At 54.6% G+C, this 24,844-nt stretch carries 21 protein-coding genes; 13 read left to right on the top strand and 8 right to left on the bottom strand.

Going from position 1 to position 24,844, the window contains the following annotated elements; translation table 11 throughout:
- Positions 1–39: 39 nt before the first annotated feature.
- Entirely contained in the window at positions 40–648 is a 609-nt protein-coding gene (gene plsY, locus H511_RS0108510; protein WP_027251931.1) for a glycerol-3-phosphate 1-O-acyltransferase PlsY, read from the bottom strand.
- A 294-nt stretch (positions 649–942) separates the two neighbouring features.
- Here plsY and folB point away from each other — a divergent pair, with 294 nt between their 5' ends.
- The 3 genes from folB to H511_RS0108495 all read left to right on the top strand — a co-directional run bounded on the left by folB (position 943) and on the right by H511_RS0108495 (position 2,682).
- Positions 943–1,299: a dihydroneopterin aldolase gene (gene folB / locus H511_RS0108505; RefSeq protein WP_027251930.1), complete on the top strand. Its 357-nt coding sequence runs from the start codon at positions 943–945 to the stop codon at positions 1,297–1,299.
- Positions 1,292–1,783, top strand: coding sequence for a 2-amino-4-hydroxy-6-hydroxymethyldihydropteridine diphosphokinase (folK, locus tag H511_RS0108500; protein WP_027251929.1), 492 nt, complete (start codon positions 1,292–1,294; stop codon positions 1,781–1,783). Before folB ends, folK begins: the two co-directional genes overlap by 8 nt.
- Before the next feature lie 92 nt (positions 1,784–1,875).
- Positions 1,876–2,682: an undecaprenyl-diphosphate phosphatase gene (locus H511_RS0108495; protein ID WP_027251928.1), complete on the top strand. Its 807-nt coding sequence runs from the start codon at positions 1,876–1,878 to the stop codon at positions 2,680–2,682.
- A 79-nt stretch (positions 2,683–2,761) separates the two neighbouring features.
- Here H511_RS0108495 and H511_RS0108490 read toward each other — a convergent pair whose 3' ends face one another.
- Complete coding sequence (locus tag H511_RS0108490; RefSeq protein ID WP_027251927.1) at positions 2,762–3,982, bottom strand: multifunctional CCA addition/repair protein; 1,221 nt, start codon at positions 3,980–3,982, stop codon at positions 2,762–2,764.
- A 103-nt stretch (positions 3,983–4,085) separates the two neighbouring features.
- Here H511_RS0108490 and H511_RS0108485 point away from each other — a divergent pair, with 103 nt between their 5' ends.
- Positions 4,086–6,329, top strand: a complete 2,244-nt coding sequence (locus H511_RS0108485; protein ID WP_027251926.1) for an AAA family ATPase — start codon at positions 4,086–4,088, stop codon at positions 6,327–6,329.
- A 121-nt stretch (positions 6,330–6,450) separates the two neighbouring features.
- Here H511_RS0108485 and H511_RS0108480 read toward each other — a convergent pair whose 3' ends face one another.
- The 3 genes from H511_RS0108480 to H511_RS0108470 all read right to left on the bottom strand — a co-directional run bounded on the left by H511_RS0108480 (position 6,451) and on the right by H511_RS0108470 (position 9,198).
- Positions 6,451–7,026 (bottom strand): TIGR04211 family SH3 domain-containing protein, encoded by a 576-nt coding sequence (locus tag H511_RS0108480; RefSeq protein WP_202601916.1) that lies wholly within the window; start codon positions 7,024–7,026, stop codon positions 6,451–6,453.
- A 192-nt stretch (positions 7,027–7,218) separates the two neighbouring features.
- Entirely contained in the window at positions 7,219–8,487 is a 1,269-nt protein-coding gene (locus H511_RS0108475; protein WP_027251924.1) for an inorganic phosphate transporter, read from the bottom strand.
- 30 nt (positions 8,488–8,517) lie between these two features.
- A complete protein-coding gene (locus tag H511_RS0108470; RefSeq protein ID WP_027251923.1) occupies positions 8,518–9,198 on the bottom strand; it encodes a TIGR00153 family protein in 681 nt (226 codons plus the stop codon).
- Between the two features lie 451 nt (positions 9,199–9,649).
- Between H511_RS0108470 and H511_RS0108465 the strand changes: the two genes are divergently transcribed.
- Positions 9,650–11,167 (top strand): CYTH and CHAD domain-containing protein, encoded by a 1,518-nt coding sequence (locus H511_RS0108465; RefSeq protein WP_027251922.1) that lies wholly within the window; start codon positions 9,650–9,652, stop codon positions 11,165–11,167.
- A gap of 103 nt (positions 11,168–11,270) precedes the next feature.
- Here H511_RS0108465 and H511_RS25180 read toward each other — a convergent pair whose 3' ends face one another.
- A complete protein-coding gene (locus tag H511_RS25180) occupies positions 11,271–11,777 on the bottom strand; it encodes a potassium channel family protein (protein WP_338091525.1) in 507 nt (168 codons plus the stop codon).
- Positions 11,759–12,067, bottom strand: a complete 309-nt coding sequence (locus H511_RS25175) for a hypothetical protein (RefSeq protein WP_338091523.1) — start codon at positions 12,065–12,067, stop codon at positions 11,759–11,761. The genes H511_RS25180 and H511_RS25175 overlap by 19 nt, the downstream gene beginning before the upstream one ends.
- Before the next feature lie 235 nt (positions 12,068–12,302).
- Between H511_RS25175 and H511_RS0108455 the strand changes: the two genes are divergently transcribed.
- The 3 genes from H511_RS0108455 to hldE all read left to right on the top strand — a co-directional run bounded on the left by H511_RS0108455 (position 12,303) and on the right by hldE (position 18,459).
- Complete coding sequence (locus H511_RS0108455; protein ID WP_027251921.1) at positions 12,303–13,901, top strand: methyl-accepting chemotaxis protein; 1,599 nt, start codon at positions 12,303–12,305, stop codon at positions 13,899–13,901.
- A 171-nt stretch (positions 13,902–14,072) separates the two neighbouring features.
- Positions 14,073–16,943 (top strand): bifunctional [glutamate--ammonia ligase]-adenylyl-L-tyrosine phosphorylase/[glutamate--ammonia-ligase] adenylyltransferase, encoded by a 2,871-nt coding sequence (glnE, locus tag H511_RS0108450; RefSeq protein ID WP_036759228.1) that lies wholly within the window; start codon positions 14,073–14,075, stop codon positions 16,941–16,943.
- An 85-nt stretch (positions 16,944–17,028) separates the two neighbouring features.
- The gene (hldE, locus tag H511_RS0108445; protein WP_027251919.1) at positions 17,029–18,459 is read left to right on the top strand and encodes a bifunctional D-glycero-beta-D-manno-heptose-7-phosphate kinase/D-glycero-beta-D-manno-heptose 1-phosphate adenylyltransferase HldE; all 1,431 of its coding nucleotides are present in this window, start codon (positions 17,029–17,031) and stop codon (positions 18,457–18,459) included.
- A 147-nt stretch (positions 18,460–18,606) separates the two neighbouring features.
- Here hldE and tolC read toward each other — a convergent pair whose 3' ends face one another.
- A complete protein-coding gene (gene tolC / locus H511_RS0108440) occupies positions 18,607–19,899 on the bottom strand; it encodes an outer membrane channel protein TolC (protein ID WP_027251918.1) in 1,293 nt (430 codons plus the stop codon).
- Between the two features lie 418 nt (positions 19,900–20,317).
- Between tolC and nudF the strand changes: the two genes are divergently transcribed.
- The 5 genes from nudF to parE all read left to right on the top strand — a co-directional run bounded on the left by nudF (position 20,318) and on the right by parE (position 24,828).
- Complete coding sequence (gene nudF, locus H511_RS0108435; RefSeq protein ID WP_027251917.1) at positions 20,318–20,962, top strand: ADP-ribose diphosphatase; 645 nt, start codon at positions 20,318–20,320, stop codon at positions 20,960–20,962.
- Positions 20,959–21,387 (top strand): DUF1249 family protein, encoded by a 429-nt coding sequence (locus H511_RS0108430; protein ID WP_081669229.1) that lies wholly within the window; start codon positions 20,959–20,961, stop codon positions 21,385–21,387. The genes nudF and H511_RS0108430 overlap by 4 nt, the downstream gene beginning before the upstream one ends.
- A gap of 28 nt (positions 21,388–21,415) precedes the next feature.
- Entirely contained in the window at positions 21,416–22,240 is an 825-nt protein-coding gene (cpdA, locus tag H511_RS0108425) for a 3',5'-cyclic-AMP phosphodiesterase (protein ID WP_027251915.1), read from the top strand.
- Entirely contained in the window at positions 22,240–22,818 is a 579-nt protein-coding gene (gene yqiA / locus H511_RS0108420; RefSeq protein ID WP_027251914.1) for an esterase YqiA, read from the top strand. Before cpdA ends, yqiA begins: the two co-directional genes overlap by 1 nt.
- A gap of 120 nt (positions 22,819–22,938) precedes the next feature.
- Positions 22,939–24,828, top strand: a complete 1,890-nt coding sequence (parE, locus tag H511_RS0108415) for a DNA topoisomerase IV subunit B (RefSeq protein ID WP_036759226.1) — start codon at positions 22,939–22,941, stop codon at positions 24,826–24,828.
- Positions 24,829–24,844: the final 16 nt, after the last annotated feature.

Below are 24,844 nucleotides of genomic sequence, written 5' to 3'. Positions count from 1 at the left end.
GTCAGTGATCCCCAAATAGCACTTAACCGCCAGGACGAATCAGGGTTTCGACTGGCGGTTAAATTTATGCCATATCTTATATTCTTTGCCGTCCAGCAAGCGGCGGACATTCTCGTGATGGCGCAGAATGATCAGGCACGACAGCATAGCCACCGGCATGGTGTACTGAGGTTTGACCCACCAGGTAAACATGGGCGCGATGAGTGCGGTGATCATGGATGCCAGCGAAGAATAGCCGCACAGCACGGCCACCACTAACCAGCTTGCAATCAGCATCCCGCTTAAATCCCAGCCAATCGGCGCCAGTGCGCCCAGTGCCGTCGCCACGCCTTTGCCGCCGCGGAAGTGGAAAAACAGCGGGTAAATATGACCCAGACAGGCGGCAATCCCTATGATTCCCAGCAGAAAGGGGTTAATCCCCAGAAAATAGCTGATCCAGACCGGCAGCATGCCTTTGAGAATATCGCACACCAGCACCAGTGCCGCGGCACCCCGGCCGCCGATACGCAGGACATTGGTTGCCCCCGGATTCCCCGAGCCGCTGTCTCTTGGATCTGGCAGGCGGAACAGGCGACAAATCAGCACCGCACTGGACACAGAGCCCAGCAGGTAAGCAGCGATAATGATCAGCAGCACCAATGGTGTCATAGCATCTCCAGTAAGCCCCTGACGTTATTGTCATCCGGGGAGCGGGTGTTGATGAGCCTGTACGCCGTGGCCTTTTTGGTAACCATGAAAGTGGTAAAAATGTGATTACTCAGCGCCCACGTCTGATGACACTAGGCATATCAGCTGTGGTATAGTGCATCCACTTTCAGGAGGCTGGCGTGTTTGAAACGCTGGAAGCCTGTTTTCTGTCATCAATATGATGAACTCGTCCCGATAATACGCACTTTTGCTCACATTGGGTATCCGACCTCTACACAAAATTAGCGATGGAACATGGATTCAGTATTTATCGAACATCTTGATGTTATCGCCTCTATCGGGGTGTATGACTGGGAGCAGGAAATTAAGCAGAAACTGGTGCTGGACCTGGAAATGGCCCATGACAATCAGCCCGCCGCGCTCGCCGATGATGTGTCGCTGGCGCTCGATTACGCCGCCGTCAGCCAGGCAGTTACCGAGTTTGTGGAACAGGGCCGCTTTCTGCTGGTCGAGCGGGTGGCAGAGGAAGTTGCCAGCCTGATCATGACACGTTTCAACGTACCCTGGATCAAAGTGTCAGTGACCAAGCCGGGCGCAGTGCCGAATGCGCGCGGTGTTGGCGTGGTGATTCAGCGGGGACGCCGTGACTGAGGTGTACATCAGCATCGGCAGTAATATCGACCGTGAGCACTATGTGCGTGCGGCGGTGGCTGAGCTGAAGCAGCTAGGTTCCCGGTGTCGTGTTTCCCGTATTTTTGAAGCGGAACCTGTCGGCTTTGACGGTCCTGGTTTTTTCAATGGTGTGGTGGCTCTGGAGACAGATTTGTCGCTGGATGCCCTGCAGCACAGGCTGAAAGATCTGGAACTGCAGTATGGCCGCCAGCCGGATGCGGTGAAGAATCAAAACAGGACGCTGGATTTGGATCTGTTGCTGTTTGGTGATCGGATCAGCCCTGAAGCGCCTGCGCTGCCGCGAGCGGATATCTACAAGTTTGCTTTTGTGTTACTGCCGCTGTATGAGCTGAACCCGCAGTTGGTGATACCGGGAGATGGACGCACTGTGGCGCAAATCTGGCAGGCTTTCGACAAGCAGCAGGTATTAAGGCCGGTTGCGCTGGAATTTGACACAGTTTGACAGCAATGTACTGAACTGTCAGGGAAACCAGGGGTCAACCCACTGGCGATACACTTTCTCGTATTATGTTTTCGAAGAGTTAAAGGTAAACAATGAGTCATTTTGAAGCGTTCATGTTGGCATTGATCCAGGGGCTGACTGAATTTTTGCCGATCTCCAGTTCGGCGCATCTGATCCTGCCGTCGCAGGTATTTGGCTGGGCAGATCAGGGTCTGGCTTTTGATGTTGCCGTGCATGTGGGGACGCTGGCGGCGGTTGTGATGTATTTTCGTAAAGAAGTGGTGTCTTTGCTGGCGGCCTGGTTGGCGTCTATCTTCAAAGGCCACCGCTGTCGTGAAGCCACTCTGGCCTGGATGATAGTGCTGGCGACCATTCCGGCCTGTGTGTTCGGTTTCTTTATGGCCGATATCATAGAAGTGTATCTGCGCTCTGCCTGGGTGATTGCGGTTACCACCATAGTGTTTGGTCTGCTGTTGTGGTGGGTGGATCGCCGTGCGAGCCAAACCCGCGATGAGTATGATGCAAACGCCAAGCGCTCACTGTTTATTGGTCTGGCGCAGGCGGCGGCCATGATTCCCGGTACGTCGCGTTCAGGGGCGACCATGACAGCGGCGCTCTATCTGGGGTTTACCCGCGAAGCGGCTGCCCGCTTTTCGTTTCTGATGTCGATCCCTATTATCCTGCTGGCCGGCACGTATCTGGGGACCAAGCTGGTTGAGAGCAGTGCCCCGATTGATTTTGGCGGTTTAGGCATCGGTCTGGCGGTGTCATTCCTCAGCGCTTACGCCTGTATCCATGTGTTCCTCAAACTGGTAACGCGTGTGGGTATGCTGCCATTTGTGATTTACCGGCTGCTGCTGGGCTTTGGCCTGATCGCGTTACTGCTGAGCCAGCAGTAATTCAGTCAGAGTAAAATGAAAGGAAGCCGGACTTTGCTCCGGCTTTTTTGTGCGCTGAGAGTATGCGCAGAGGCTGTGCTTAACGCCCCAGCACCTGTGCTGCCGCCTCGGCGCGGCGGATAGCCAGTTGTTCCTTGATAGCCGCGCCCTGGTAGCCCGCCTCAATGATGGGTTTCACTTCGACGGCCTGTACGGCGGTAAAGACATCCTGAAGAATATCGGCCTGCGGGTAGGGGTCGTCTTCAAACCCGGTCCGGCCGCGAATATCCGCCCGGCAGCAAATGGCTAGCTGTTCAACGCGCTCCGGTTTTCGCCAGGCGTCTATCTGATCAAAGAGTCTGATAAAGGTGGCGGGGCGCATCTCTTGCGCGCGGTGTACTTTGGTGTGCTGTGCACAGACCATGAGTGCGGTATCGCGATAATGGTTCGGCACTCTCAGGCGCTGGCACAGCTGGCGGATCACATCCATCCCCAGCTGGCAGTGCAGCTTATGGCTGGGCAGCTCGGCCTTGGGCGACAAGGCTTTACCCAGATCATGCACCTGGGCACTAAAGCGGATCACAGGATCGTCACTCAGCAGTGCCGCCTGATAGGACACCATCAGGGTGTGAATACCGGTATCGATTTCCGGGTGCCACTTCTCGGGCTGCGGAACGCCAAACAGCGCGTCGATCTCAGGCATCACGATGCCCAGTGCGCCGCACTGGCGCAGCACGGTCAGGAAGATATCCGGGCGCTCGGTATGCAGGGCGCGCTCCCATTCCTGCCACACACGCTCGGGCGTCAGGGCTGCCAGCTCACCGTCCGCCACCATTTCCTGCATCAGAGCCAGTGTTTCCGGTGCAACGGTGAAGCCCTGCGGGGCAAAACGGGCAGCGAAGCGGGCGACCCGCAAGACACGCAGCGGATCTTCAACAAAAGCCTGCGACACATGGCGCAGCTGACGTTTCTCTATATCCTGCTGGCCCTGATAAGGGTCGACCAAGGTGCCGTCCTGCGCTTCGGCAATGGCGTTGATGGTCAGATCCCGCCGCATCAGATCCTGCTCCAGCGTCACGTCCGGTGCGGCGTAGCATTCAAAGCCGGTATAGCCTTTGCCTGATTTTCGTTCGGTACGGGCCAGAGCGTATTCTTCTTTGGTTTTGGGATGCAGAAAGACAGGAAAATCGCTACCTACCTGGCTGAACCCCTGGTCCAGCATGTGCTGAGGCGTGGTGCCGACGACCACCCAGTCTTTGTCTTTGACGGGCAATCCCAGCAGCCGATCCCGTACCGCGCCGCCAACCAGATAAATATCCACGTTTCTCTCCTCGTCTTTTGTCAGTCTTGCCCCCGAAGGGTATACAATCGGTGTCACGAACGCTAATGTATCTCAGTTATTTTACTTCATCCCGGACGAAGACATGTACAAGGCATTTTTTGGCCTGACCGAAGCCCCGTTTTCGATTGTGCCCAGCGCACGATTTCTTTATCTCAGCGATCGCCACCGTGAAGCGCTTAACCACATGCTTGCCGGACTGGCTGATGGCGGGGGCTTTGGGCTGCTCACCGGCGAGGTCGGTACCGGCAAAACCACAGTGCTGCGCGCCTTGTTATCCAAACTGGGTGAGGAGACTCAGGTCGCTGTGGTACTGAACCCGGCGTTATCGGCCCATGAGTTGCTGGAAAGCATCTGCGATGAGTTAGGCCTGCCGGCGTCACCGCAAGACAGCTATAAGATCCTGACCGACAGATTGTATGCCCACCTCAAAGCCAATGATCAGGCCGGTCGCCATACTCTGTTGCTGGTCGATGAAGCGCAGCATCTGCTGCCGGATGTGCTGGAGCAGCTGCGTCTGCTGACCAACCTGGAAAATGATCAGCGCAAACTGCTGAAAGTGGTGCTGGCCGGTCAGCCTGAACTGCAGCAGCTGCTGCAGCAGCCGGGATTGCGCCAATTGGCTCAGCGTATTACCTCACGCTATCACCTGCTGCCGCTGACCGAAGTGGAAGTGGCGGCTTATGTCCGTTTTCGTCTCGATCAGGTCGGCTGTGCTCATCAGATTTTCTCGCCTCAGGCGCTGAAAACACTGGCACGGGTATGCGACGGCATTCCGCGCCAGATCAATCTGGTGTGCGATAAAGCCCTGCAGCTTGCCTGCCGGGACAGCCGCTATCAGATCAATCCTGAGCACATCAGGCAGGCCAGTGAACTGGCGCTGGGATGGGCGGTCGCACAACCTGTACCGGCCGCGGGCCAGACGCGTAAACGGTTGGGCTGGGCGATTGCCATTGTGCTGGCGCCGGCATTAATTGCGGCGGGCTACTGGGGCGGCGGCTGGGTAGCAGAAAATACACTGGGCGCGGTCGTGCAGGAAACGGCTGTAGTGTCTGCGCCTGCCGCTTCGGGGGATGCGCCAGAAACGGACGAAGCTCAGGCGCTGACGGCACTGGAAAAACGCTGGCAAGCCGTGCTGGCCCTGCAGCCGACGGAAAGGCAAGCCATGCAGACCTTGTACCGGCTGTGGGGCTATGAGGTCTCGCCCAGTCAGGCGAACTGCCTCAGCAGCTCGCGGATCGGGCTGACCTGCCAGCAAAGCAAGGGCGATCTTGCGCAGCTCAGCCTGATCAATCGTCCTGCTATCCTGCCTCTGAGCAATGATGATGGCGAGCGCTTTTATGCGGTACTTTACGCGCTCTGGCCGGGCGACGCCGAGCTGATGCTGGGCGGAGAGCGGCTCAGAGTGAGCCGGGAATGGCTGCAGGTGCACTGGCAGCAAGACTATACCCTGATGTGGCGTCCTCCCATGGGGGAGAGCACCAGCATCCGTTATGGTCAGCAAGGTGGCCGGGTGGCCTGGCTGGACCAGCAGCTTAACCGTCTACTGGGCGAGCCGGGTGTGGCCAGCAGAGATTTTGACCAGACTGTGCTCGATAAACTGCGTCGTTTTCAGCAGGCTCAGGGCTTGTATGCCGATGGTATTGCCGGACCGATGACGCTGATGGTGCTGGATACGGCCTTGTCACTGCCCGGGCCGACACTGTATCAGGAGTACCGTACCGATGGTGATGCCGTTAACGACCGCCATCCGATGTCATTTCTGCCGTTCCCCAAGTTAACCACAGAGGCTTTGCCGGCCCCCGGTTTACCTTTATACGGCAAGGAAGAGCGCAACGCCTTTGAAGCCAAGCCGCCGTTGACCTCCTTTACCGGTGAACAGCCAGGCGACGCCGCAGGAGGTGAGGGGCAGGGAAGTTTTCTGGACTTGGATAAACTGGATTTGTCGGGCTTGTCGCCAGAGCTGGCCAATCGACTGCATCAGGCGATTGCTGCCACCGATCAGTCCGATACACCGGCTTTGGTTGATCCCAGAACGGTCACTGCAGCCGCGGCGAAACAAAAACCGTACGTTGCAGAAAATGTCATGACGCTGGCAGACTTGCCTCAGGGCGTTCAGGCACGTTTACCGGCTATCAACCTGCAAACCCATATCTACTCATCCAGTGCGGACAGTCGCTGGGTGAAGGTGAACAACCGCGAGGCTTATGAGGGGGATGAGGTTGCTCCTGGTGTGACGCTGGAGAAGATTGAGCCGCGTAAGGTGATTCTGGGCTTTGAGCATATCCGCTTTGAGATGGCGGCATTGTCTCAGTGGCCGTCAGGGTAAGGCTCACTATCAGCGGCAACCGGAAATCATGGCATCCGGAGAGCATGACAGACGGAAACAAAAAAGGCAGCTGAGCTGCCTTTTTTGTTTCCGGAACGGTGATTGGCGTATAGCCTGGCAATCAGGCCCAGCCGTTATTACGTTTCTTGCGGCGTGGGATCAGATGCGGCAGCACCAGACCAAACAGCAGGCCTCCGCCTGCGACCATACCGCCGTAGGTAAACCATCTCATCAGCAGATCGTCTGCCTGGGTATCCAGTTTAGCGCGCAGCTCGCGGATTTCAGACTGGGAGCTCGACAGCAGGTCATTCAGCTTGGTGTTGCGATCTTCCAGGTCGGTGATCTGCTCAGTACGGTTTTCCAGTGATGACTGAAGAGCCGCATTGCGTTCGTCGCTGGACTGCTTGGCATTGGCGAGGGCTTTTTTCACTTCGGTCAGCTCTTTTTCTAATTTTGGCAGGCGTTCTTTCAGGCCAACCTGGTTAGAAATGAAATCACTCTTGACCCAGCCTGTGCGGCCGCGGTCGTCAATCACTTTACTGAAACCCGATTCTTTGTTGACTTCCAGCAGGGTGACTTTCGTGCCAGCGTCTACGCTGCCCATAATTTTAAATTGCGTACTTGGCCCGCGATGCATGTAAGTAAACAGGTCATCGGAGATGTAACGCACCTGCTGAGCGTGTACCTGAGCTGTCATCAGAACGGTGATAGCGGCAAAAACTAAGCGGATAAGTTGCTTCACTCTGGGATCCTTGAAGGAGCTTGATTAATCGATGGAGCACAGATACTAAGAATTTTGCGGCGATGGCGCAAGAGGAGAGGGAGGCATAGCCTCCCTCTTTTGACCTTGTGCTACTTTTTTGTAAAGTTTACGGAAGACTGACAAAAATCAGCCAAAAGCCGCTTGCATTACATAGAAGAAAATGACTGCTAGCAGGGCACCAGCTGGCAGGGTAATGATCCACGATGCCACGATGTTACGGACAACACCCATGTTCAGAGCGGCAATACCACGGGCAAAGCCCACACCCAGTACCGCACCTACCAGGGTTTGCGTGGTAGAGATAGGCAAACCTGTGCCCGACGCCAGTACCACGGTTGACGCGGTGGCCAGCTGTGCTGCAAAGCCGCGGCTCGGTGTCAGCTCGGTAATCCCTGTGCCCACAGTCGCCATGACTTTGTGACCCATGGTCGCCAGACCCACGACGATACCAAAACCACCCAGCGGCAGAATCCACCAGGCAATGGCGGTTTTCGAGGATAGCTCACCCATGTGCTCTACCGTTGATACCACAGCAGACAGAGGACCAATGGCGTTAGCCACATCGTTGGAGCCGTGCGCAAATGCCATCGCACAAGCGGTGACTACCATCAGCAGACTGAATACGCGCTCAACGCCCGCGTAACCATTACTGCCGGACGACTGCTCGGCATCGGCATAGTTGCGACGGATGTAGATATAGCCAAATGCCATCACGATCAGTGAAACCGCGATCGAAGCCAGCCAGGCTTCACCGGTCGACAAGTGCAGGCCAACATGCTTCAGACCTTTTTTGATAGTCACCAGTGCGATGACCATAGTGGTAAGGAACATATAGACAGGGACAAAGCGCTTGGCATTGATGAGCGGAGTATCGGTATCAAATATCAGCCTTTGGGCACTGATAAAGATGACATAGGCAAAGATCCCTGAGATCAGCGGCGTAATAATCCAGCTGCCCACTATGCCCTGTACCGAGCCCCAGTCAACTGCTTCCGTACCGACAGATACACAGGCAAAACCTATGATGGCACCAATGATGGAGTGCGTCGTGGAGACCGGCCATCCCATGTAGGACGCCAGCAACAGCCACGAACCTGCCGCCAGTAACGACGCCATCATGCCGTAAACCAGTACTTCAGGCTGATTGATGTAGTGAGAGGTGTCAATGACCCCTTTACGTATGGTGTCTGTGACTTCGCCGCCTGCCAGATAGGCGCCGGCAAATTCAAAGATCATGGCGATAATAATAGCCTGTTTGACGGTCAGCGCCTTGGAACCCACTGAGGTACCCATTGCGTTAGCCACATCATTGGCACCAATACCAATAGCCATTAGAAAGCCAAAGAGGGCCGCCACCACGATGATCATGGTGCCATAATTAGCCAGGATTTCCATTGTAAAACCTTGTTGTATTTACCTTGCTCGTTATGAGCGGGATAGCATGATTTCGAGTCGCGAACCGACACGCTGAGCCTGGTCGGCGATACCGCCAATCCATTCGAAGATCTTATACATAAACATCACATCGATTGGATTGTACTGGTCTTCGACCTTGCGGAGTTGCTGACGCAGGATAATCTGCATGCTGTCGGTATCATCTTCGATAACGTCAAGCTGATTGATCATTTCTGCAACCAGAGTCACTTCACGGCCCTTAAAGCCGGTTTCCAGCAGTTCATCCAGTTCATGGATGACACGGCTGGCCTGATTGGCAGCATCAAGGCAGCGTTGAACGTAGGCAAGAAAGTCTGGGTAAAAGTGCTCAGGGATGTCTAACTGACGTCCGTAGACACGACCTGCAATATCTTTGGCCAGATTTGCGAGTTTGTCCTGCTGAGTGAGGAGATCCAGCATGTCAGTCCGGTCGACTGGCATGAAAAGACCGCGAGGAAGCTTGAGACGGATTTCACGTTTGAGCACATCCGCATCTTTTTCAAGCTGCGAAATCTGTTCACGATACTGCCCGGCTTTTTCCCAATCTTTGGCGTGACACGCCTCGAAAAACGGAACAAGCAATTCACAACATTCATTCACACGAGTGACATGGCGTTGCAATGGTTTGATTGGGGATTTAGCAAAGAGCCCCATAATTGTATTTACTGGCATAGCCGATCAACCTAAAGATACCTGTAATAAAGGCGAAATCTTGAGCGATGGATCAGAGCCTGTTGCCTTTGGAGTATCGACCCGAAAAGAGGCGAATTCTATGCTTTAAACAGACAGGAATGGTGTGGCGGAAAGAGAGCTAGAGAAAGAGGGTAACGTCGCAAGTCAGAATTGTCCCCACCGCCCCATCAGGTTGAGGAGAACAAGCGCTTCTCTGCGTTACTCATCATTTATTTAGCGCACTAAACTCCATGATTCGTGCCTTGATTAGCGCTTTTTCAGCACTGGTTAGAGCAAATAGTCCAAAGGTCAACAGGCCCTATGGCGCGCATGTTAACGTATAACTTAGTACAGGGAAACACATTTTGTACGCCTATTTCTGGAGATTTCTTGCTTGCTACAGGCCGGATTAGCCAATATCCTTGGCTGGCTACCGTTTATAGGGACAATTATGGAAACCGAGATAGAACTGAAGTTTTTCGTCTCAGCGGATTTTTCGGGTCAGTTATTGCGGAAGATTGCTCAAGCCAAAATCTTGCAGCAAAGCAGTAAACGACTGGGTAACATTTACTTTGATACCCCTGAGCAAATTCTTCGTCAGCATGACATCGGCCTGCGGGTTCGCCGCATTGATGATGTTTATATTCAGACCCTTAAGACAGCCGGACGTGTTGTTGCAGGACTGCATCAGCGCCCCGAATACAATGCTGAACTCAGCGGCCCGCAACCGGATTTAGCCTTACATCCGAGCGATGCCTGGCCTGAGCATTTTGATATTGCGGCTATTTCCAGCCAAATCTCGCCTTTATTCTCTACCGACTTTGAACGCCAGCAGTGGTTGATTGCCATGCCGGATGGCAGTCAGATCGAATTGGCATTCGACCAGGGTGAGGTGCGTGCCAATGACCGCAGTGAGCCGATCTGCGAAGTGGAACTGGAGCTGAAATCCGGCCAGACCGATGCCTTGTTCACTCTGGCGCGCGAGCTGTGTGAAGAAGGCGGCATGCGACTGGGGAACCTGAGTAAAGCGGCAAGAGGCTATCGTCTTGCTGCCGGGCATCAGGGCGATGATGTGTTGCCTCTGTCTTATGTGCCCCTTGCTGCGGATGTCTCATCTGAAAATGCCTTAGTGATTGCCATGGAGCATGCCCTGGCGCACTGGCACTACCACGAGCAGATCTATGTTGAGCGTCAGGCATTGCCTGCCCTGACAGAGATCAGCCATTCAATTTCCCTGATCCGCCAGACCCTGGTGGTGTATGGCAGCATGATACCTCGCCGGGCCAGCGCGCAGCTCCGCCAGGAACTGACCTGGCTCGAAGGTGAGCTGAACTGGCTGCAGGAAGCGGACGCGATACAACGCTGGCTGGCCGAAAAAGGCCATGCGCTGAAAAAGCTCAATGCCCGGAAATCCCTGGTCAAACAGCTGAAGGAGCGGCAGGAAGAACTGCCGGAGCCGGAGGATATTCTGCGTCTGTTCAAATCGGGGCGTTACTGTAATTTGCTGCTCAACCTGAGCAACTGGCTGCTGAGCCGCGGATGGCAACCATTCCTGGACGAAAAAGCCAGAGAGCGGCTGGCGGCATCGGCAAAATCGTTTGCCGATTCGGCCTTGTCGAAAGCCTGGGAAGAGCTGGCTGAGGCCTTCAGCGAGAAGCGCGCGCTCAGCCGGGCAGATTATCTCGACCAGCAGGCAAGACTGCTGCGCAATCTGGTCGGCGGCCTGTGTTTTGCCTCTTTATATGAAGAGGAGCGCCGCGAAGTGTTCCGCAGCCCGTGGCTGGATATTCTGCAGGGCATGGAAGATTTGCGTCAGCTTGAGCCGATTCGCTCTCTTCAGCCTGATTACGACGATGAAGAGGATCGCAAGCAGATCGATAAATGGCTGCACCGCAAGGAAGACTCCCTGCTGCATGCGATGGATCAGAGCCGTCAGATAGGTCTGGCACAGCCGCCTTACTGGCCATAATCTCTCCCCCATCTGCCACAGCAGCTGTACACAAAAAACGCCTTCTGATTCAGAAGGCGTTTTTTGTTGTTTCCCTTAATCACCGCCTTTGGTGGAGGCTGTGTTATTTTTCTTTTTCGTTGTCTTTCCCGTTGTACTGGGTCGATTCGGCCAGGCGCTGCTCAAGATCATCTATGCGCTTGAGCAACAGCTCCTGGTTATCAAGGATCTTCTCCCAGTGCTTTTGATCATGGTGGCGGGCGGAAGGCTTGTGTCGGTCGGGGTCTGATACAAACGAGCTGATCAAACCGGCCACCATACCGAACAGGCCAACGCCGCAGGTAATAATCACGGTCGCCAGTATTTTACCCAGTGTCGTCACCGGATAGTGATCCCCGTAACCTACTGTGGAGATAGTGACAAAGACCCACCAGATAGCATCATCGGCCGACTGAATATTGGCATTGGGATCGTGACTTTCAATGATAAGGATCAAGGAGGAGCCGACGGTAACCAGTACAGTGAGAAGCAGGACAATAGTGGCTATGGTGGCTTCACGGCGGTAATCCAGAATATGCCGCAGGAGCTGCTGGCCGGAGCGGATCAGACGTATTACCCGGAATATCTGCACCAGACGATAAAGCGTAACGGCTCGATGATAGGTATGCTGGCAAGGTAATCGGGCCAGTGTGTTTTCAGGAAGGCTTTTTTGTTTTGGCTTCGCAGCAGATCAGAGGTGAGCTGGAGCCAGAATACCAGACAGATCAGCGTATCTATGGTGATAAACAGTGAATAAACCCTGTCATCACGCGGTATAAAGAACAGGCTGGTGACCAGAGCCAGTGACACGAATGACAATACCAGCGCCACCAGGCTCATGGGATTCAGTTCATGTTTGACACCGTCGATCTTTTTCATCATTCAATTTCAGATATTTAATACAGGCATATATGATACTCAGTACCGCTGGCAAGTTGAATTTACTGGTGTTGCTGAGTTAATTGCAAGCCTGTTCTGAGCACAGACGGCATTTTTGCCGGTTTGCAGACAACTTATTCAACACTGGCTCCTTGCAGCCAGGCCGATGATTCAAAGCGTTCGAGGACTGAACCGCTTTAGGATCAACAGATCCTAGGACAAAGGAGAAACAATAATTATGGCTGACATGGCTTTCAAACCCTGGGAAAAAGGGCTGAGTAATATCAGGCTAGTACCCAAACTCATCGTACTGATGGTATTCAGTACCTTCTTACTGGTAGGGAAACAATTGTGGGACGCCAGTATTTTCTATCAGTCAGTAATTGATATTCAGAAAGAGCAAGTCAGAGAGCAGGCGCAAAAACAAGCGGCTATGTTCAGCAGCCTCTTGTCTCAGGGCGAGCAGGGGCAGGCGATGGCCCTTGCTGCGGTGCAGGCGCAAAAAAGTGCGGACGGTGCGTATTACTACCTGGTCAACACAGAGAATGGCCGGGTACTGGGTCATCCCGGCGCTGAGCAGATCAAGGCGCTGAGTCGTTCCGCTGAAGGCGGCCAGCCGCTCGGCTCTGTGCTGTCCCAGTTAAGCAGTGAGCGTGCCCTGACTCTGGACGGCGGCAAGCGGTTTGAATATGCCGTGCCACTGGCCGGCAGCGGCCACTGGTTAGTGATCGCTTCGCAGTCTGCCGATAACGCCGACAGTTACTACAGCGCCTATATGGTGCAGATAGCCTGGCAGACGGCCCTGATGATCCTGGCTTTCATGGTGTTGCTGTTAGGGGCTGCCAGCCTGATGCTGCGTCAGACCGGTTATCTGGCCGATGCCATTAAGCGTCTGGCCAACCGCGATCTTTCTCAGCCGATAGTGATGAACTGTCAGGATGAATACGGGGATTTGGCGCGCGAACTGGAACGTACCCGTCTCCAGCTCAAAGAGGTGATTCAGAATCAGCGCAGTGTGTCGGGTGAACTGCATGAGCTGGCGGATGTGATGTCAATGAGCATGCAGGAAACCAAAGAGTCGGCGCAGGAAGAGTTTCATGAGATTGACCAGCTGGCTTCTGCCATGAGCGAAATGACCTCTACGGTGCAAACCGTGGCCGAGCACGCGCGTGAAGCGTCCGGTGCCACCGAAGGGACAGCGAAGCAGGCGCATCAGGGGCAGGAATTTGTGGTGAAAACGATCGCCACCATTGATCAGCTGTCCACCGATATCCGTGCCTCTGCCGAAGCCGTGACCCAGGTCGAAAACCGGGTGGAAAAAATTGGCAGCGTGATTGTCACCATTCAGGGCATTTCCGAGCAAACTAACCTGCTGGCGCTCAATGCTGCTATTGAAGCGGCGCGGGCCGGTGATGCCGGGCGAGGATTTGCCGTGGTAGCCGATGAAGTGCGTAACCTGGCGCAGCGCACCCAGGTGGCCACCGTCGAAATTCAGGACATGATTGGTCAGTTGCAAGACAGTGCCAAGCAGGCTGTCGGCCTGATGGAGCAAAGTGTGGTTGAGGCGGCAGAAGGGGTGGATCTGGTGACCAGTGCTGGCGGCGAGCTGGATAAGATTGTCCAGCAGGTTCAGCGCATCAATGATATGAACTTCCAGATTGCGACTGCCTCTGAACAGCAAAGCGCGGTGGCGGAAGAGATGAACCAAAACCTTAATAATGTCAGGGAGTTAGTGGAGGCTTCTGTGGTGGTCGTCACTGAGCTGACAGAAACGGCGGATACGATGAAAGGCCAGTCAGCCGATTTGGAACAGAAAATCCAGGCCTTCCGCATCTGACCGATCCCGGATTGTTCTTCGCTCCATGATTACACTCAGACGCCCACCGACAGGTGGGCGTTGTTGTCGTAATCCGTTATCTTATTGCTTATACCTGAGAAACCTGACCAGGCTCGGGTGATTGACTGCGATGCTGGGCGGAGAGCCCTGACTGATTGCCAAGGAATTGATATGACACACGCACTCTTGCAACACGCTGCTGAACGGGCACTGGAAAAGCTGCAGCAGGCTCACCCTGATGCATTGGCCCAGTGGCCATCGGATTTGAACGACGAACTGAGTGCTGTGCTCGGTCTCAGTGATTTCATACAGACCTCCCTGGTGCAGGATGGTGATTTACTGTCCTGGCTGTCCCAAACCCTGGCTGTCGGGGAGCGCGCTGAGCAATACCGTTCTGAGCTCAGGGAGGCCCTGTCAGCAGTGGCCGACGAAACCGTGTTGTTAAGGGAGCTGCGCGCTTTTCGTCGCCGTGAAATGGTGTGGATTGCCTGGCGCGATTTTACCGGCCGGGCCACCCTGAGCCAAAGCCTGTCGCACCTGTCCTGCCTGGCCGAGGCGCTGATCATGGAAGCCTATAACTGGCTCTACGCGCAGTGTTGTCAAGAATATGGCACTCCAGTCAATGCTGACGGTGAGCCCCAGCCGATGCTGATCCTGGGCATGGGTAAACTGGGTGGCGGTGAGCTGAATTTCTCTTCAGATATCGATTTGATTTTTACCTATCCGGAAAACGGCGAAACCCGGGGCGGACGGCGCAGCATTGCCAATGCCCAGTTTTTTACCCGTCTGGGGCAAAGACTGATCAAGGCGCTGGATCAACAGACAGTTGACGGCTTTTGCTATCGGGTCGACATGCGTCTGCGCCCGTTTGGCGACAGTGGCCCGCTGGTGATGAGCTACGCCGCACTGGAAGATTATTATCAGGAACAGGGCCGGGAGTGGGAGCGTTACGCCATGATCAAAGCCAAAGTCATGGGCAACGAAAGCGCCGGCCATTATCAGGCATTGCGGCAGATGCTGCGTCCTTTTGTCTTCCGCCGCTACATTGATTTCAGCGCGATACAGTCACTGCGCCGGATGAAATCGATGATCAGCTCAGAGGTTCGCCGCCGCGGTCTGAGCAATAACATCAAACTCGGCGCGGGCGGGATCCGCGAAGTCGAATTTATCGCCCAATCCTTCCAGTTGATCCGTGGCGGGCGGGAGCCCAGCCTGCGGCACCGCGGCCTGCGGGAAACGCTGGATGCCGTCAACACCCTGGGATTATTGCCGGCAGCGCAGGTGCAGCATCTGGAGCAAGGGTATGCTTTTCTGCGTCGTCTGGAAAATCTGTTGCAGGCCATCAATGACAAACAGACGCAGACACTGCCGGATACCGAGCTGGACAGAATACGGCTGGCTACCGCGATGGGGTGTTCAGACTGGCACGAGCTGCAGCAGCAGATTCAGCAGCACATGGCTGAGATCCACCAAGTGTTCGACGAGATTATCGGCGCCGATGAGGAAGACAGCCAGGACGCCGCGGCGCAGCCTTATCATGAAATGTGGACCATGATCGAGGATGAAGAGCTGGTAACAGCGATTCTGAACGATGTTGCCGCCCCTGATGCCATCCGCCAGGCCGAAGTGCTGAGCCATATGAAAGCCGAGCTGGTAAAGCGCACCATAGGGCCAAGAGGCCGCGAAGTGCTGGCCCGCCTGATGCCGGAAGTGCTGGCGCGTATTGTCACCCGTGCAGATGCACCTGTGGTGCTGGATCGTGTTTCCCGTCTGATTGTCAGTATTGCCACCCGGACGACCTATCTGGAATTGCTGAGCGAACATCCCGGCGCGCTGGATCACCTGGTCCGGCTCTGTGCGGCCAGCTCTATGGTGGCAGAGCAACTGGCTCAGTACCCTATTCTGCTCGATGAGTTGCTCGACCCTCAGCATCTGTACAATCCTGTCCCTCTGGATCAGTACCAGCCTGAGCTGCAGGAGTATCTGGCGAGAATTCCGGAAGAAGATATGGAGCAGCAGATGGAAGCCATCCGCCAGTTTAAGCAGGCGCAGTTATTGCGTATTGCGGCGGCGGACATTGCTGATGTGCTGCCCCTGATGAAAGTCAGTGATCACCTGACTTATCTGGCGGAAGCGATCATCGGTGCTGTGGTCAAACAGGCCTGGTTACAGATGGTGGCTAAGTATGGTGAGCCGTCACATCTGGCTGAGCGCAACAGTACCGGGTTTGGTGTGATCGGCTACGGGAAGCTGGGGGGGCTGGAGCTGGGTTACGGTTCCGATCTGGACCTGGTCTTCCTGCATGACTGCCCGACAGAGGTGTACACCAATGGCGATAAAGCCATTGACGGTCGTCAGTTCTACCTGCGGCTGACCCAGAGGATAGTTCATCTGTTTTCTACCCGTACCTCATCCGGTGTACTGTATGAGGTTGATGTCCGTTTGCGTCCGTCTGGCGCATCCGGGTTACTGGTCAGCCCGCTGGATGCCTTTGCGGCCTATCAGGCGCAGGAAGCCTGGACCTGGGAGCATCAGGCACTGGTGCGTGCGCGCATAGTGTATGGCGATCCGGTACTCAGGGCCGGTTTTGACAAGGTCAGAGCGGACATACTGTCACGCCCGCGTGACGCCGGTGCGCTGCGTCAGGAGGTGATGGACATGCGCGAGAAAATGCGCCAGCACCTCGGCACAAAAAAACCGGGGCAGTTTGGCCTGAAGCAGGATCCCGGCGGCATTACGGACATTGAATTTATCACTCAGTATCTGGTGTTACGCCATTGCGCTGATCAGCCGGCCTTAACCCGCTGGTCCGATAATATTCGTTTGTTTGAAACCATGGCAGCCAAAGGGGTGCTGGAAGAGGATCAGGCGCTGGCGCTGATTCAGGCATACTGCACGCTGCGTGATGAAATGCACCGCCTGAATTTGCTCGGCTATGATGCTTATGTCGATGACAGCCAGTTTGCGGCAGAGCGGCACCTGGTGACGCAATTGTGGCAAACCATTTTCCGGCCTGAACCCAACACGGCACCTGAATGTTAACCCGATGCCAGTGACATGCCCTGCCTGTATGCAGTACCGGCTTTTATGATAATATTCCGCTGTTTTTACCGTTCCGGAGAGAAGAATGAAACTGACGCTGCCTGATTATGACCAAGCCAGTGTGCTGGTTGTGGGTGATGTAATGCTGGATCGCTACTGGACTGGCCCGACTGGACGGATTTCCCCGGAAGCGCCGGTACCTGTTGTGAAAGTGGACCAGATTGAAGAGCGTCCCGGCGGTGCAGCCAACGTAGCCATGAACATTGCCGCCCTGGGTGGTCACGCCCGCCTGGTTGGCCTGACAGGCATTGATGATGCTGCGCGGGCGCTCAATGAAAAGCTGGCATCGCTCAAAGTGCGTTGTGATTTTGTCTCCCTGCCGGATTATCCCACCATCACCAAGCTGCGCGTGATGAGCCGCGGGCAGCAACTGATCCGTCTGGATTTTGAAGAAGGTTTCCACGATGTGGATGCCGATCTGATCCTGCCACGGCTGGAACTGGCATTGCCGAACGTGAAGGCAATGATACTGTCCGATTATGCCAAAGGGGCACTGGAGCATGTCCGCGCCATGATTGAACTGGGGCGCCGCTACGGCGTGGCAGTGCTGATCGATCCGAAAGGGACAGACTTCGAGCGTTATCGCGGCGCGACTATGCTGACCCCCAACCTGACTGAATTTGAAGCCGTTGCCGGCAAAGTCAGAACCGATGAAGAGCTGGTGGAAAAAGGGCTGGCGTTGCTCGCACAGTTTGAGCTGGACGCCTTGCTGGTCACGCGCAGCGAGCATGGCATGACCTTGTTGCAGAAAGGTCAGGAGCCGCTGCACATGCCCACACAGGCCAAAGAAGTCTACGATGTCACCGGTGCCGGTGATACAGTGATCTCGGTACTGGCGGCTTCGCTGTCGGCCGGCAAATCCCTGTCTGATGCCTGCAAACTGGCCAATGCCGCCGCTGGTGTGGTGGTCGGTAAGCTGGGTACTTCAACGCTCTCGACCATTGAACTGACCAATGCGGTGCACGGCAGCCAGGACAGCGGTTTTGGGGTGATGGCTGAAAGCCAGCTCAAACAAGCGGTACTGGCAGCCAAGGCCCGTGGCGAAAAAGTGGTGATGACCAATGGTTGTTTCGACATCCTGCATGCCGGTCATGTCGCTTATCTGACTGAAGCCGCCAAGCTGGGTGATCGCCTGATTGTGGCAGTGAATGCCGACAGTTCAGTGCGGGCTCTGAAAGGGGCCGGGCGTCCGGTGAATCCTGAGGATCGCCGCATGGCCGTACTTGCCGGTCTGGCTGCGGTAGACTGGGTGGTGCCGTTTAAAGAAGAGACGCCTCAGCGCCTGATCAGCGAAATCCTGCCGGATCTGCTGGTAAAAGGCGGTGATTATAAACCTGAGCAGATTGCCGGCGGCCAGGAAGTGATTGCCAACGGCGGTGAAGTACGTGTGCTGAACTTTGAAGACGGCTGTTCAACCACAGAAATTATCGAAGCGATCCGCGGCGGGAAAGGCTGACCGGTGCTGGCCGCAGTACAGCGATTGAGTGTCTGCGGCCACTGTGGCTGAGGTCATAGCACTGAAGCTATGGTTACAGAGTGAGCCACACCCATAAAAAAAGCGCCATTGCAGGCGCTTTTTCTGTTTCAGGGCAGTATTGCAGTCTTATTTTTTGGCCGGGATAAGACCTGTGTTGACATCCAGAATGTCCTGCTCATTGAGCGAGCCGACAGCCTGCTTGAGCTGCAGCTGGCTGATGATGTAATCGTAACGGGCATTAGCCAATTGACGGTTGGCATCATACAAACGGCGGGTCGCATCCAGAACGTCAACGATAGTACGGGTACCGACATCAAAACCGGCTTCGGTGGCTTCCAGTGCTGAGCGGGCCGAGATCACCGACTGCTGGTAAGCCTTCAGAGCGCCGATCGAGGCGTTGATGTTGTTATAGAAAGCCCGCACATTCTTAACTACGCCGCGGTAGGTTTCTTCCAGTGTTTCACTGGAGGAGACATAAGCATACTGGGCCTGCTTCACTTCAGAGGTGACCCGGCCACCAGTGTAAACCGGCAGATTCAGGTTAATGCCTGCAGAAATGGTTCCTTCATCACTGCTTTGGCCTTGCTGCATGTCGTTGTAGCTGTAGCCGGCATCAAAGCTCAGGGTTGGTAAATGACCTGATTCCGCCAGGGCAATGCGGTCGCGCGAGACATCCTGGGCAATACGGGCACTTAACAGTGTCAGGTTCTCTTTTTCTGCATTTTCCAGCAGAGTGCGCACCGCGCTGTTCGGGCTGCTGGCGGAGAAACGCTGGGTATCCAGAACCGATAAATCTTTGTGTGCCTGACCTGTGATTTCACGCAGCTCTTCATAACTGTTGGTCAGGGCGTTTTCTTTCAGGATCTCATCAGCCAGAACGCTGTCATACTGGGCCTGTGCATCGTGTACGTCAGTAATGGCAGACAAGCCGACTTCAAAGCGCTGTTTGGTCTGTTCCAGCTGACGGCCAACGGCCGCTTTTTCGGCACGAACGAATACCAGATCGTCCATCGCACGTAATACGGAGAAATACGCAGTTGATACACGCAAAATCAGGTTTTGCTGAGCAACAGCATAGCTGGCATCGCTTTGACGGGCTTGTTTCTCGCTGATATCAAGGTTGACCCAGCTGGCGCGATTGTACAGCGACTGGCTCAGGCTCAGGCCACCGGTGAATCCTTCATCATCATAGTCCAGGCGGGAGGCCTGCAATCCGGCAGTCAGATTGATCTGAGGCAATAGCGTACTGCGGGATGAATTAATCGCTTCGAAAGCGGTATCTTTATCAGCCGCGGCCCGTAGCAGCTGAGGGTCGTGCTGTTTGGCTTGTTCATAGATATCGGCAAGATCGTCAGCCATGGCAAATGGGCTGAGGCTACCCAGTGCTAAGCCTAGATAAAGCGGAAGCAATTTTTTCATGAATGCTTTTTCCTGGTCCTGACAAAATAATGTGCAATGTTCAGTTTACCTGATGATACCTTGCTTGAAACTGATCAATTGTGATTTTTTTGTGCAAATTTAACAAAAGAACATGCTGTTTATTGAAGGAAATTGCAATCTTTTTGTACAAGTGTCGCAACGGTAGTAGTTGATTTCCATCATTAGCCAGCAAAAAATTACTTGTAAGAAAGTAATATTGTACCAGTTTAACATTAGTCGCCAGATCACGAGTGTTCATTTTCGCGTCACGTTAAATATTACTGCAACATTTATCAAAAAAGTTGAGTTCAGCCATTGCGTCATAATAGCGATGAATGAAAAAATGCTGTTTTGGTTTACTGTGACCCCAGTGAGCCTGAGCGATAATCGTGAAAGGTCCGTGACATGGAGATTACTGATGTCTGATCCGTCCAGAAATAATCCTGGAGCGCTCGGCGCGATGGATGTCGAAGTGGAGCATGAAGAAGCGCTTTATCAGGGTTTTTTCAGCCTGAAGGCATTCCGTTTCCGCCATCGCTTGTTTGCCGGCGGCTGGAGCCAGACTCTGACCCGGGAGCTGCTGGACCGCGGCCATGCGGCGGCCCTGCTGCCGTACGATCCTGTGCGTGATCAGGTGGTGCTGGTGGAGCAGTTCCGAATTGGCGCCCTGGTGGGTGATTGCCAGCCCTGGCAGCTGGAAATTGTGGCCGGTATCATTGAACCGGGCGAAAACCCGGAAGAGGTGGTCAGCCGGGAAGCGGTGGAAGAAGCGGGCATCCAGGTTGAGCAGCTCGCCCATATCACCCGCTATCTGTCCAGCTCAGGCGGGTGTTCGGAAACCCTGAGCGTCTATGCCGGTTGTGTCGACAGCCGTCTGGCAGCCGGTATTCACGGGCTTGAAGATGAAGGTGAGGATATCAAGGTGCATGTGGTCAGCCGTGAAGAAGCGTATGATTGGGTGGTGTCTGGTAAAATAGAAAATGCAGCCAGCATCATTGCGCTACAATGGTTGCAATTACACTATCACCAACTGCAGGCCGATTGGGTTAAGGACGGGTTGTGAACAGAAGGTACACGGTCGATCTCGCGGGTATCATGCGTTTATATGAAACCAACTATGCGAAGTTGCTTCCATTACTGCCAAAAAGTGAAGCGGTAGGGGAGGAGTGTGCCTATCAGGTCGGCGGCCATGATTATAAGCTCAGGATATTGGAATCAACCCGCTACACCACGCTGATTCAGCTGCAAATGGAAACCGATGCAAGCTTGCCTGAATATCTGGTTCCTACCTTTAAAGTGCGGCTTTATCATGACGCCAGGGTGGCAGAAGTGTGTTCTATTCAGCAGATTTCACGTTTGAAGCCAAGGTATGATTACCCCAATATGCGGATGCACCAAAAAGATGAAAAACATCAGGTTAATCGCTTTTTGGGAGATTGGCTGGCTTACTGCCTGAAGAACGGTCTCAGTAAGCAATCGGTTTATTAACGATTTCATTCAACAAGGTTTTGACGTTTTGCAGACCTATTCTCTGCCGCAGGATAATTCAGATAGTGTACTTTTGCTGCAACTGACCGACACCCATTTGTTTGCGGATGCCACAGGCAGCCTGCTGGGCGTTGCAACAAAAGACAGCTTTCATGCCGTACTCGACGAAGTGGCGGCTCAGCTACGCCCGTTTGATGCCATTATCGCAACGGGTGATATCTCGCAGGATCACACACCGGCCTCCTATCAGCGCTTTGCTGATGGGATCGGGCGCTGGGTGCAGCCCTGTTTCTGGCTGCCCGGTAACCACGACTATCAGCCCAGTATGAAAAGCGTGCTGCCTTCACCGCAGATCAAGGCTTGTGATCAGGTGCTGGCCGGTGAACACTGGCAGGTGATCCTGCTCGACAGCCAGGTGGTAGGCGTACCGCACGGTGAATTAAGCCAGGCGCAGCTTCAGATGCTTGATCAAGCTCTGGCCGCCTACCCGGACCGCCATGCGCTGGTGTTGCTGCACCATCATCCGCTGGCTGCCGGCAGCCGCTGGCTGGATCAGCATCAGCTGAAAAATCATCAGGCCTTTTGGCAGGTGGTCTCTGCATATCCTCAGGTAAAAGCCGTATTATGCGGACATATTCACCAGGAACTGGATGTGCTGCATCAGGGGGTTCGGGTGCTGGCCACGCCGTCGACCTGTATCCAGTTTAAACCTGACTCCAACGATTTTGCTCTGGATCAGTCCAACCCCGGATGGCGCTGGCTGAGCCTGCAAGCAAACGGCGAAATTGATACCAAAGTCGAGCGGGTGCGCCAGCGTAGCTTCTCGCCTCAGTTTGACGCCGCAGGTTACTGATGGAATCTTTGCTGCTTTATCTGCACGGTTTCAACAGCTCGCCGCAATCGATGAAAGCCCGGCTCATGGCACAATACTGCCAGGTAAGCCGGCCTGATATCCGGCTCGAGATCCCACAACTACCCGCTTATCCGAGCCAGGCGGCGCACTTTATTGATACATTGGTAACTGAATTAAAACCGGCGTATCGCATTGGCCTGGTCGGCAGCTCGCTGGGCGGCTATCTGGCCACCTGGCTGAGCCAGCGGCATCACTTGCCAGCTGTGCTGGTTAACCCGGCCGTGAAGCCTTTCGAGCTGCTGGCAGACTACCTGGGGGAACAGGTCAATCCGTATACAGAGGAAAAATACGCCTTGTCGCCGGTTCACATGGATGAGCTGAAGCTGCTGGAGATGCCTGAGCTGAATCAGCCGGATTTACTGTGGTTATTGCAGCAGGAAGGTGATGAGGTGCTGGACTACCGTCAGGCGGTGGAAAAGTATGCAGCCTGTCGTCAGACGGTAGAACCGAACGGCGATCACAGTTTCATTGGATTTAATCGTTATCCCGCCGATATTGTCCGCTTTTTAGGTTTATAACTGTTTCGCAGCGTGCTTTTTGGCACGGCATTGTTTATTGACTCGTATTAGCCTCAGCTTGACATCAAGGCTGAGGTTACTGACTATTGTGGCAACATTTTCTCGTAACTTTCCGAATCTATGACAGACCAAAGCTATAACGCTGGAGCCATTGAGGTTCTGAACGGCCTAGAGCCGGTTCGACGTCGCCCTGGCATGTATACCGACACGGCGCGGCCAAACCACCTGGGTCAGGAAGTCATCGACAACAGTGTCGATGAAGCCCTGGCTGGCCATGCCAGGAAAGTCGAAGTGATCCTGCACGATGATCAATCGCTTGAGGTGATTGATGACGGTCGGGGTATGCCTGTGGATATTCACCCGGAAGAAGGGGTATCCGGGGTCGAGCTGATCCTGTGTAAACTCCACGCAGGCGGCAAATTCTCTAACAAAAACTACCAGTTCTCAGGCGGCTTGCACGGGGTCGGTATCTCTGTGGTGAACGCCCTGTCTAAGCGCGTCGAAGTCACGGTCAAACGTGACGGACAGGTGTATCAGATTGCGTTTGAAAACGGCGATAAAGTCAGTGAACTCGAAGTCATTGATACCTGCGGCCGTCGCGCCAAGGGGACGCGTGTTCATTTCTGGCCGGATGGTAAGTATTTCGACAGCCCGAAGTTTTCAGTCAGCCGCCTGAAAAGCGTGCTGAAAGCCAAGGCGGTACTGTGCCCTGGCCTGGAAATTGTCTTCACCGACAAATTAGCCAACGAAACCCTGCGCTGGTGCTACGAAGATGGCCTGAAAGATTACCTGTTTGAAGGGGTCAAGGGCTATACCCTGCTGCCGGAATCCCCCTTTACCGGGGTCTTTAGCGGACAGACCGAAGCGGCCGACTGGGCCGTGGTCTGGTTGCCGGAAGGCGGTGAGTTAATCACTGAAAGCTATGTGAACCTGATCCCAACGGCGCAGGGCGGCACGCATGTTAACGGCCTGCGTCAGGGCTTGCTGGATGCGATGCGGGAATTTTGTGAATTCCGTAACCTGCTGCCGCGCGGGGTGAAACTGACGGCTGAGGATATCTGGGAGCGCTGTGCCTATGTGCTGTCGGTGAAAATGCAGGATCCGCAGTTTGCCGGTCAGACCAAAGAACGCCTGTCATCCCGTCAGTGTGCGGCCTTTGTCTCGGGCGTGGTCAAAGATGCGTTCAGCCTGTGGCTCAATGAGCGCCCGCAAATTGCCGAACAGCTGGCGGAATTGTGTATTGCCAATGCCCATCGCCGGATGCGTGCCAGCAAGAAAGTGGTGCGTAAGAAAATCACCAGCGGACCGGCATTACCGGGCAAACTGGCCGACTGTTCGATGCAGGATCTGAATAAAACCGAACTTTTCCTGGTGGAAGGTGACTCAGCAGGCGGTTCCGCCAAACAGGCTCGTGATCGTGTGTTTCAGGCGATCATGCCGTTGCGCGGTAAGATTTTGAACACCTGGGAAGTGTCGGCGGATCAGGTACTGGCCTCACAGGAAGTCCATGATATTTCAGTGGCGCTGGGGATTGACCCGGACAGTGATGATCTGAGCGGCCTGCGCTACGGTAAGATTTGTGTGCTGGCCGATGCCGACTCGGATGGTCTGCATATCGCCACCTTGTTATGTGCGCTGTTCATGAAGCACTTTGAAGCCCTGGTACGGGCCGGTCATGTGTATATTGCCATGCCGCCTTTGTACCGTATCGATCTGGGTAAAGAAGTGTACTACGCCCTGGACGAGGCGGAGAAAGAAGGCATTCTCGATCGCCTCAGCGGCAAACGCGGCAAAGTGAATGTACAGCGCTTTAAAGGTCTGGGTGAGATGAACCCCTTGCAGCTGCGTGAAACCACTATGGATCCCAATACGCGCCGTTTGGTGCAACTGACAGTGGATGATGACGAGCAGACTATTCAGATGATGGATATGCTGCTGGGCAAAAAGCGCGCTGAAGACCGCCGTAGCTGGCTGCAGAGCAAGGGTGATCTGGCCGACGTGGAAGTCTGAGCCTCGCCAATTGATG

The sequence above is a fragment of the Photobacterium halotolerans DSM 18316 genome, assembly GCF_000425165.1.
In the GTDB taxonomy this organism is placed as follows: Bacteria; Pseudomonadota; Gammaproteobacteria; order Enterobacterales; family Vibrionaceae; genus Photobacterium; species Photobacterium halotolerans.
Note: the sequence above shows the minus strand (reverse complement) of the source record. Positions and strands in the feature narration are given on the sequence as shown.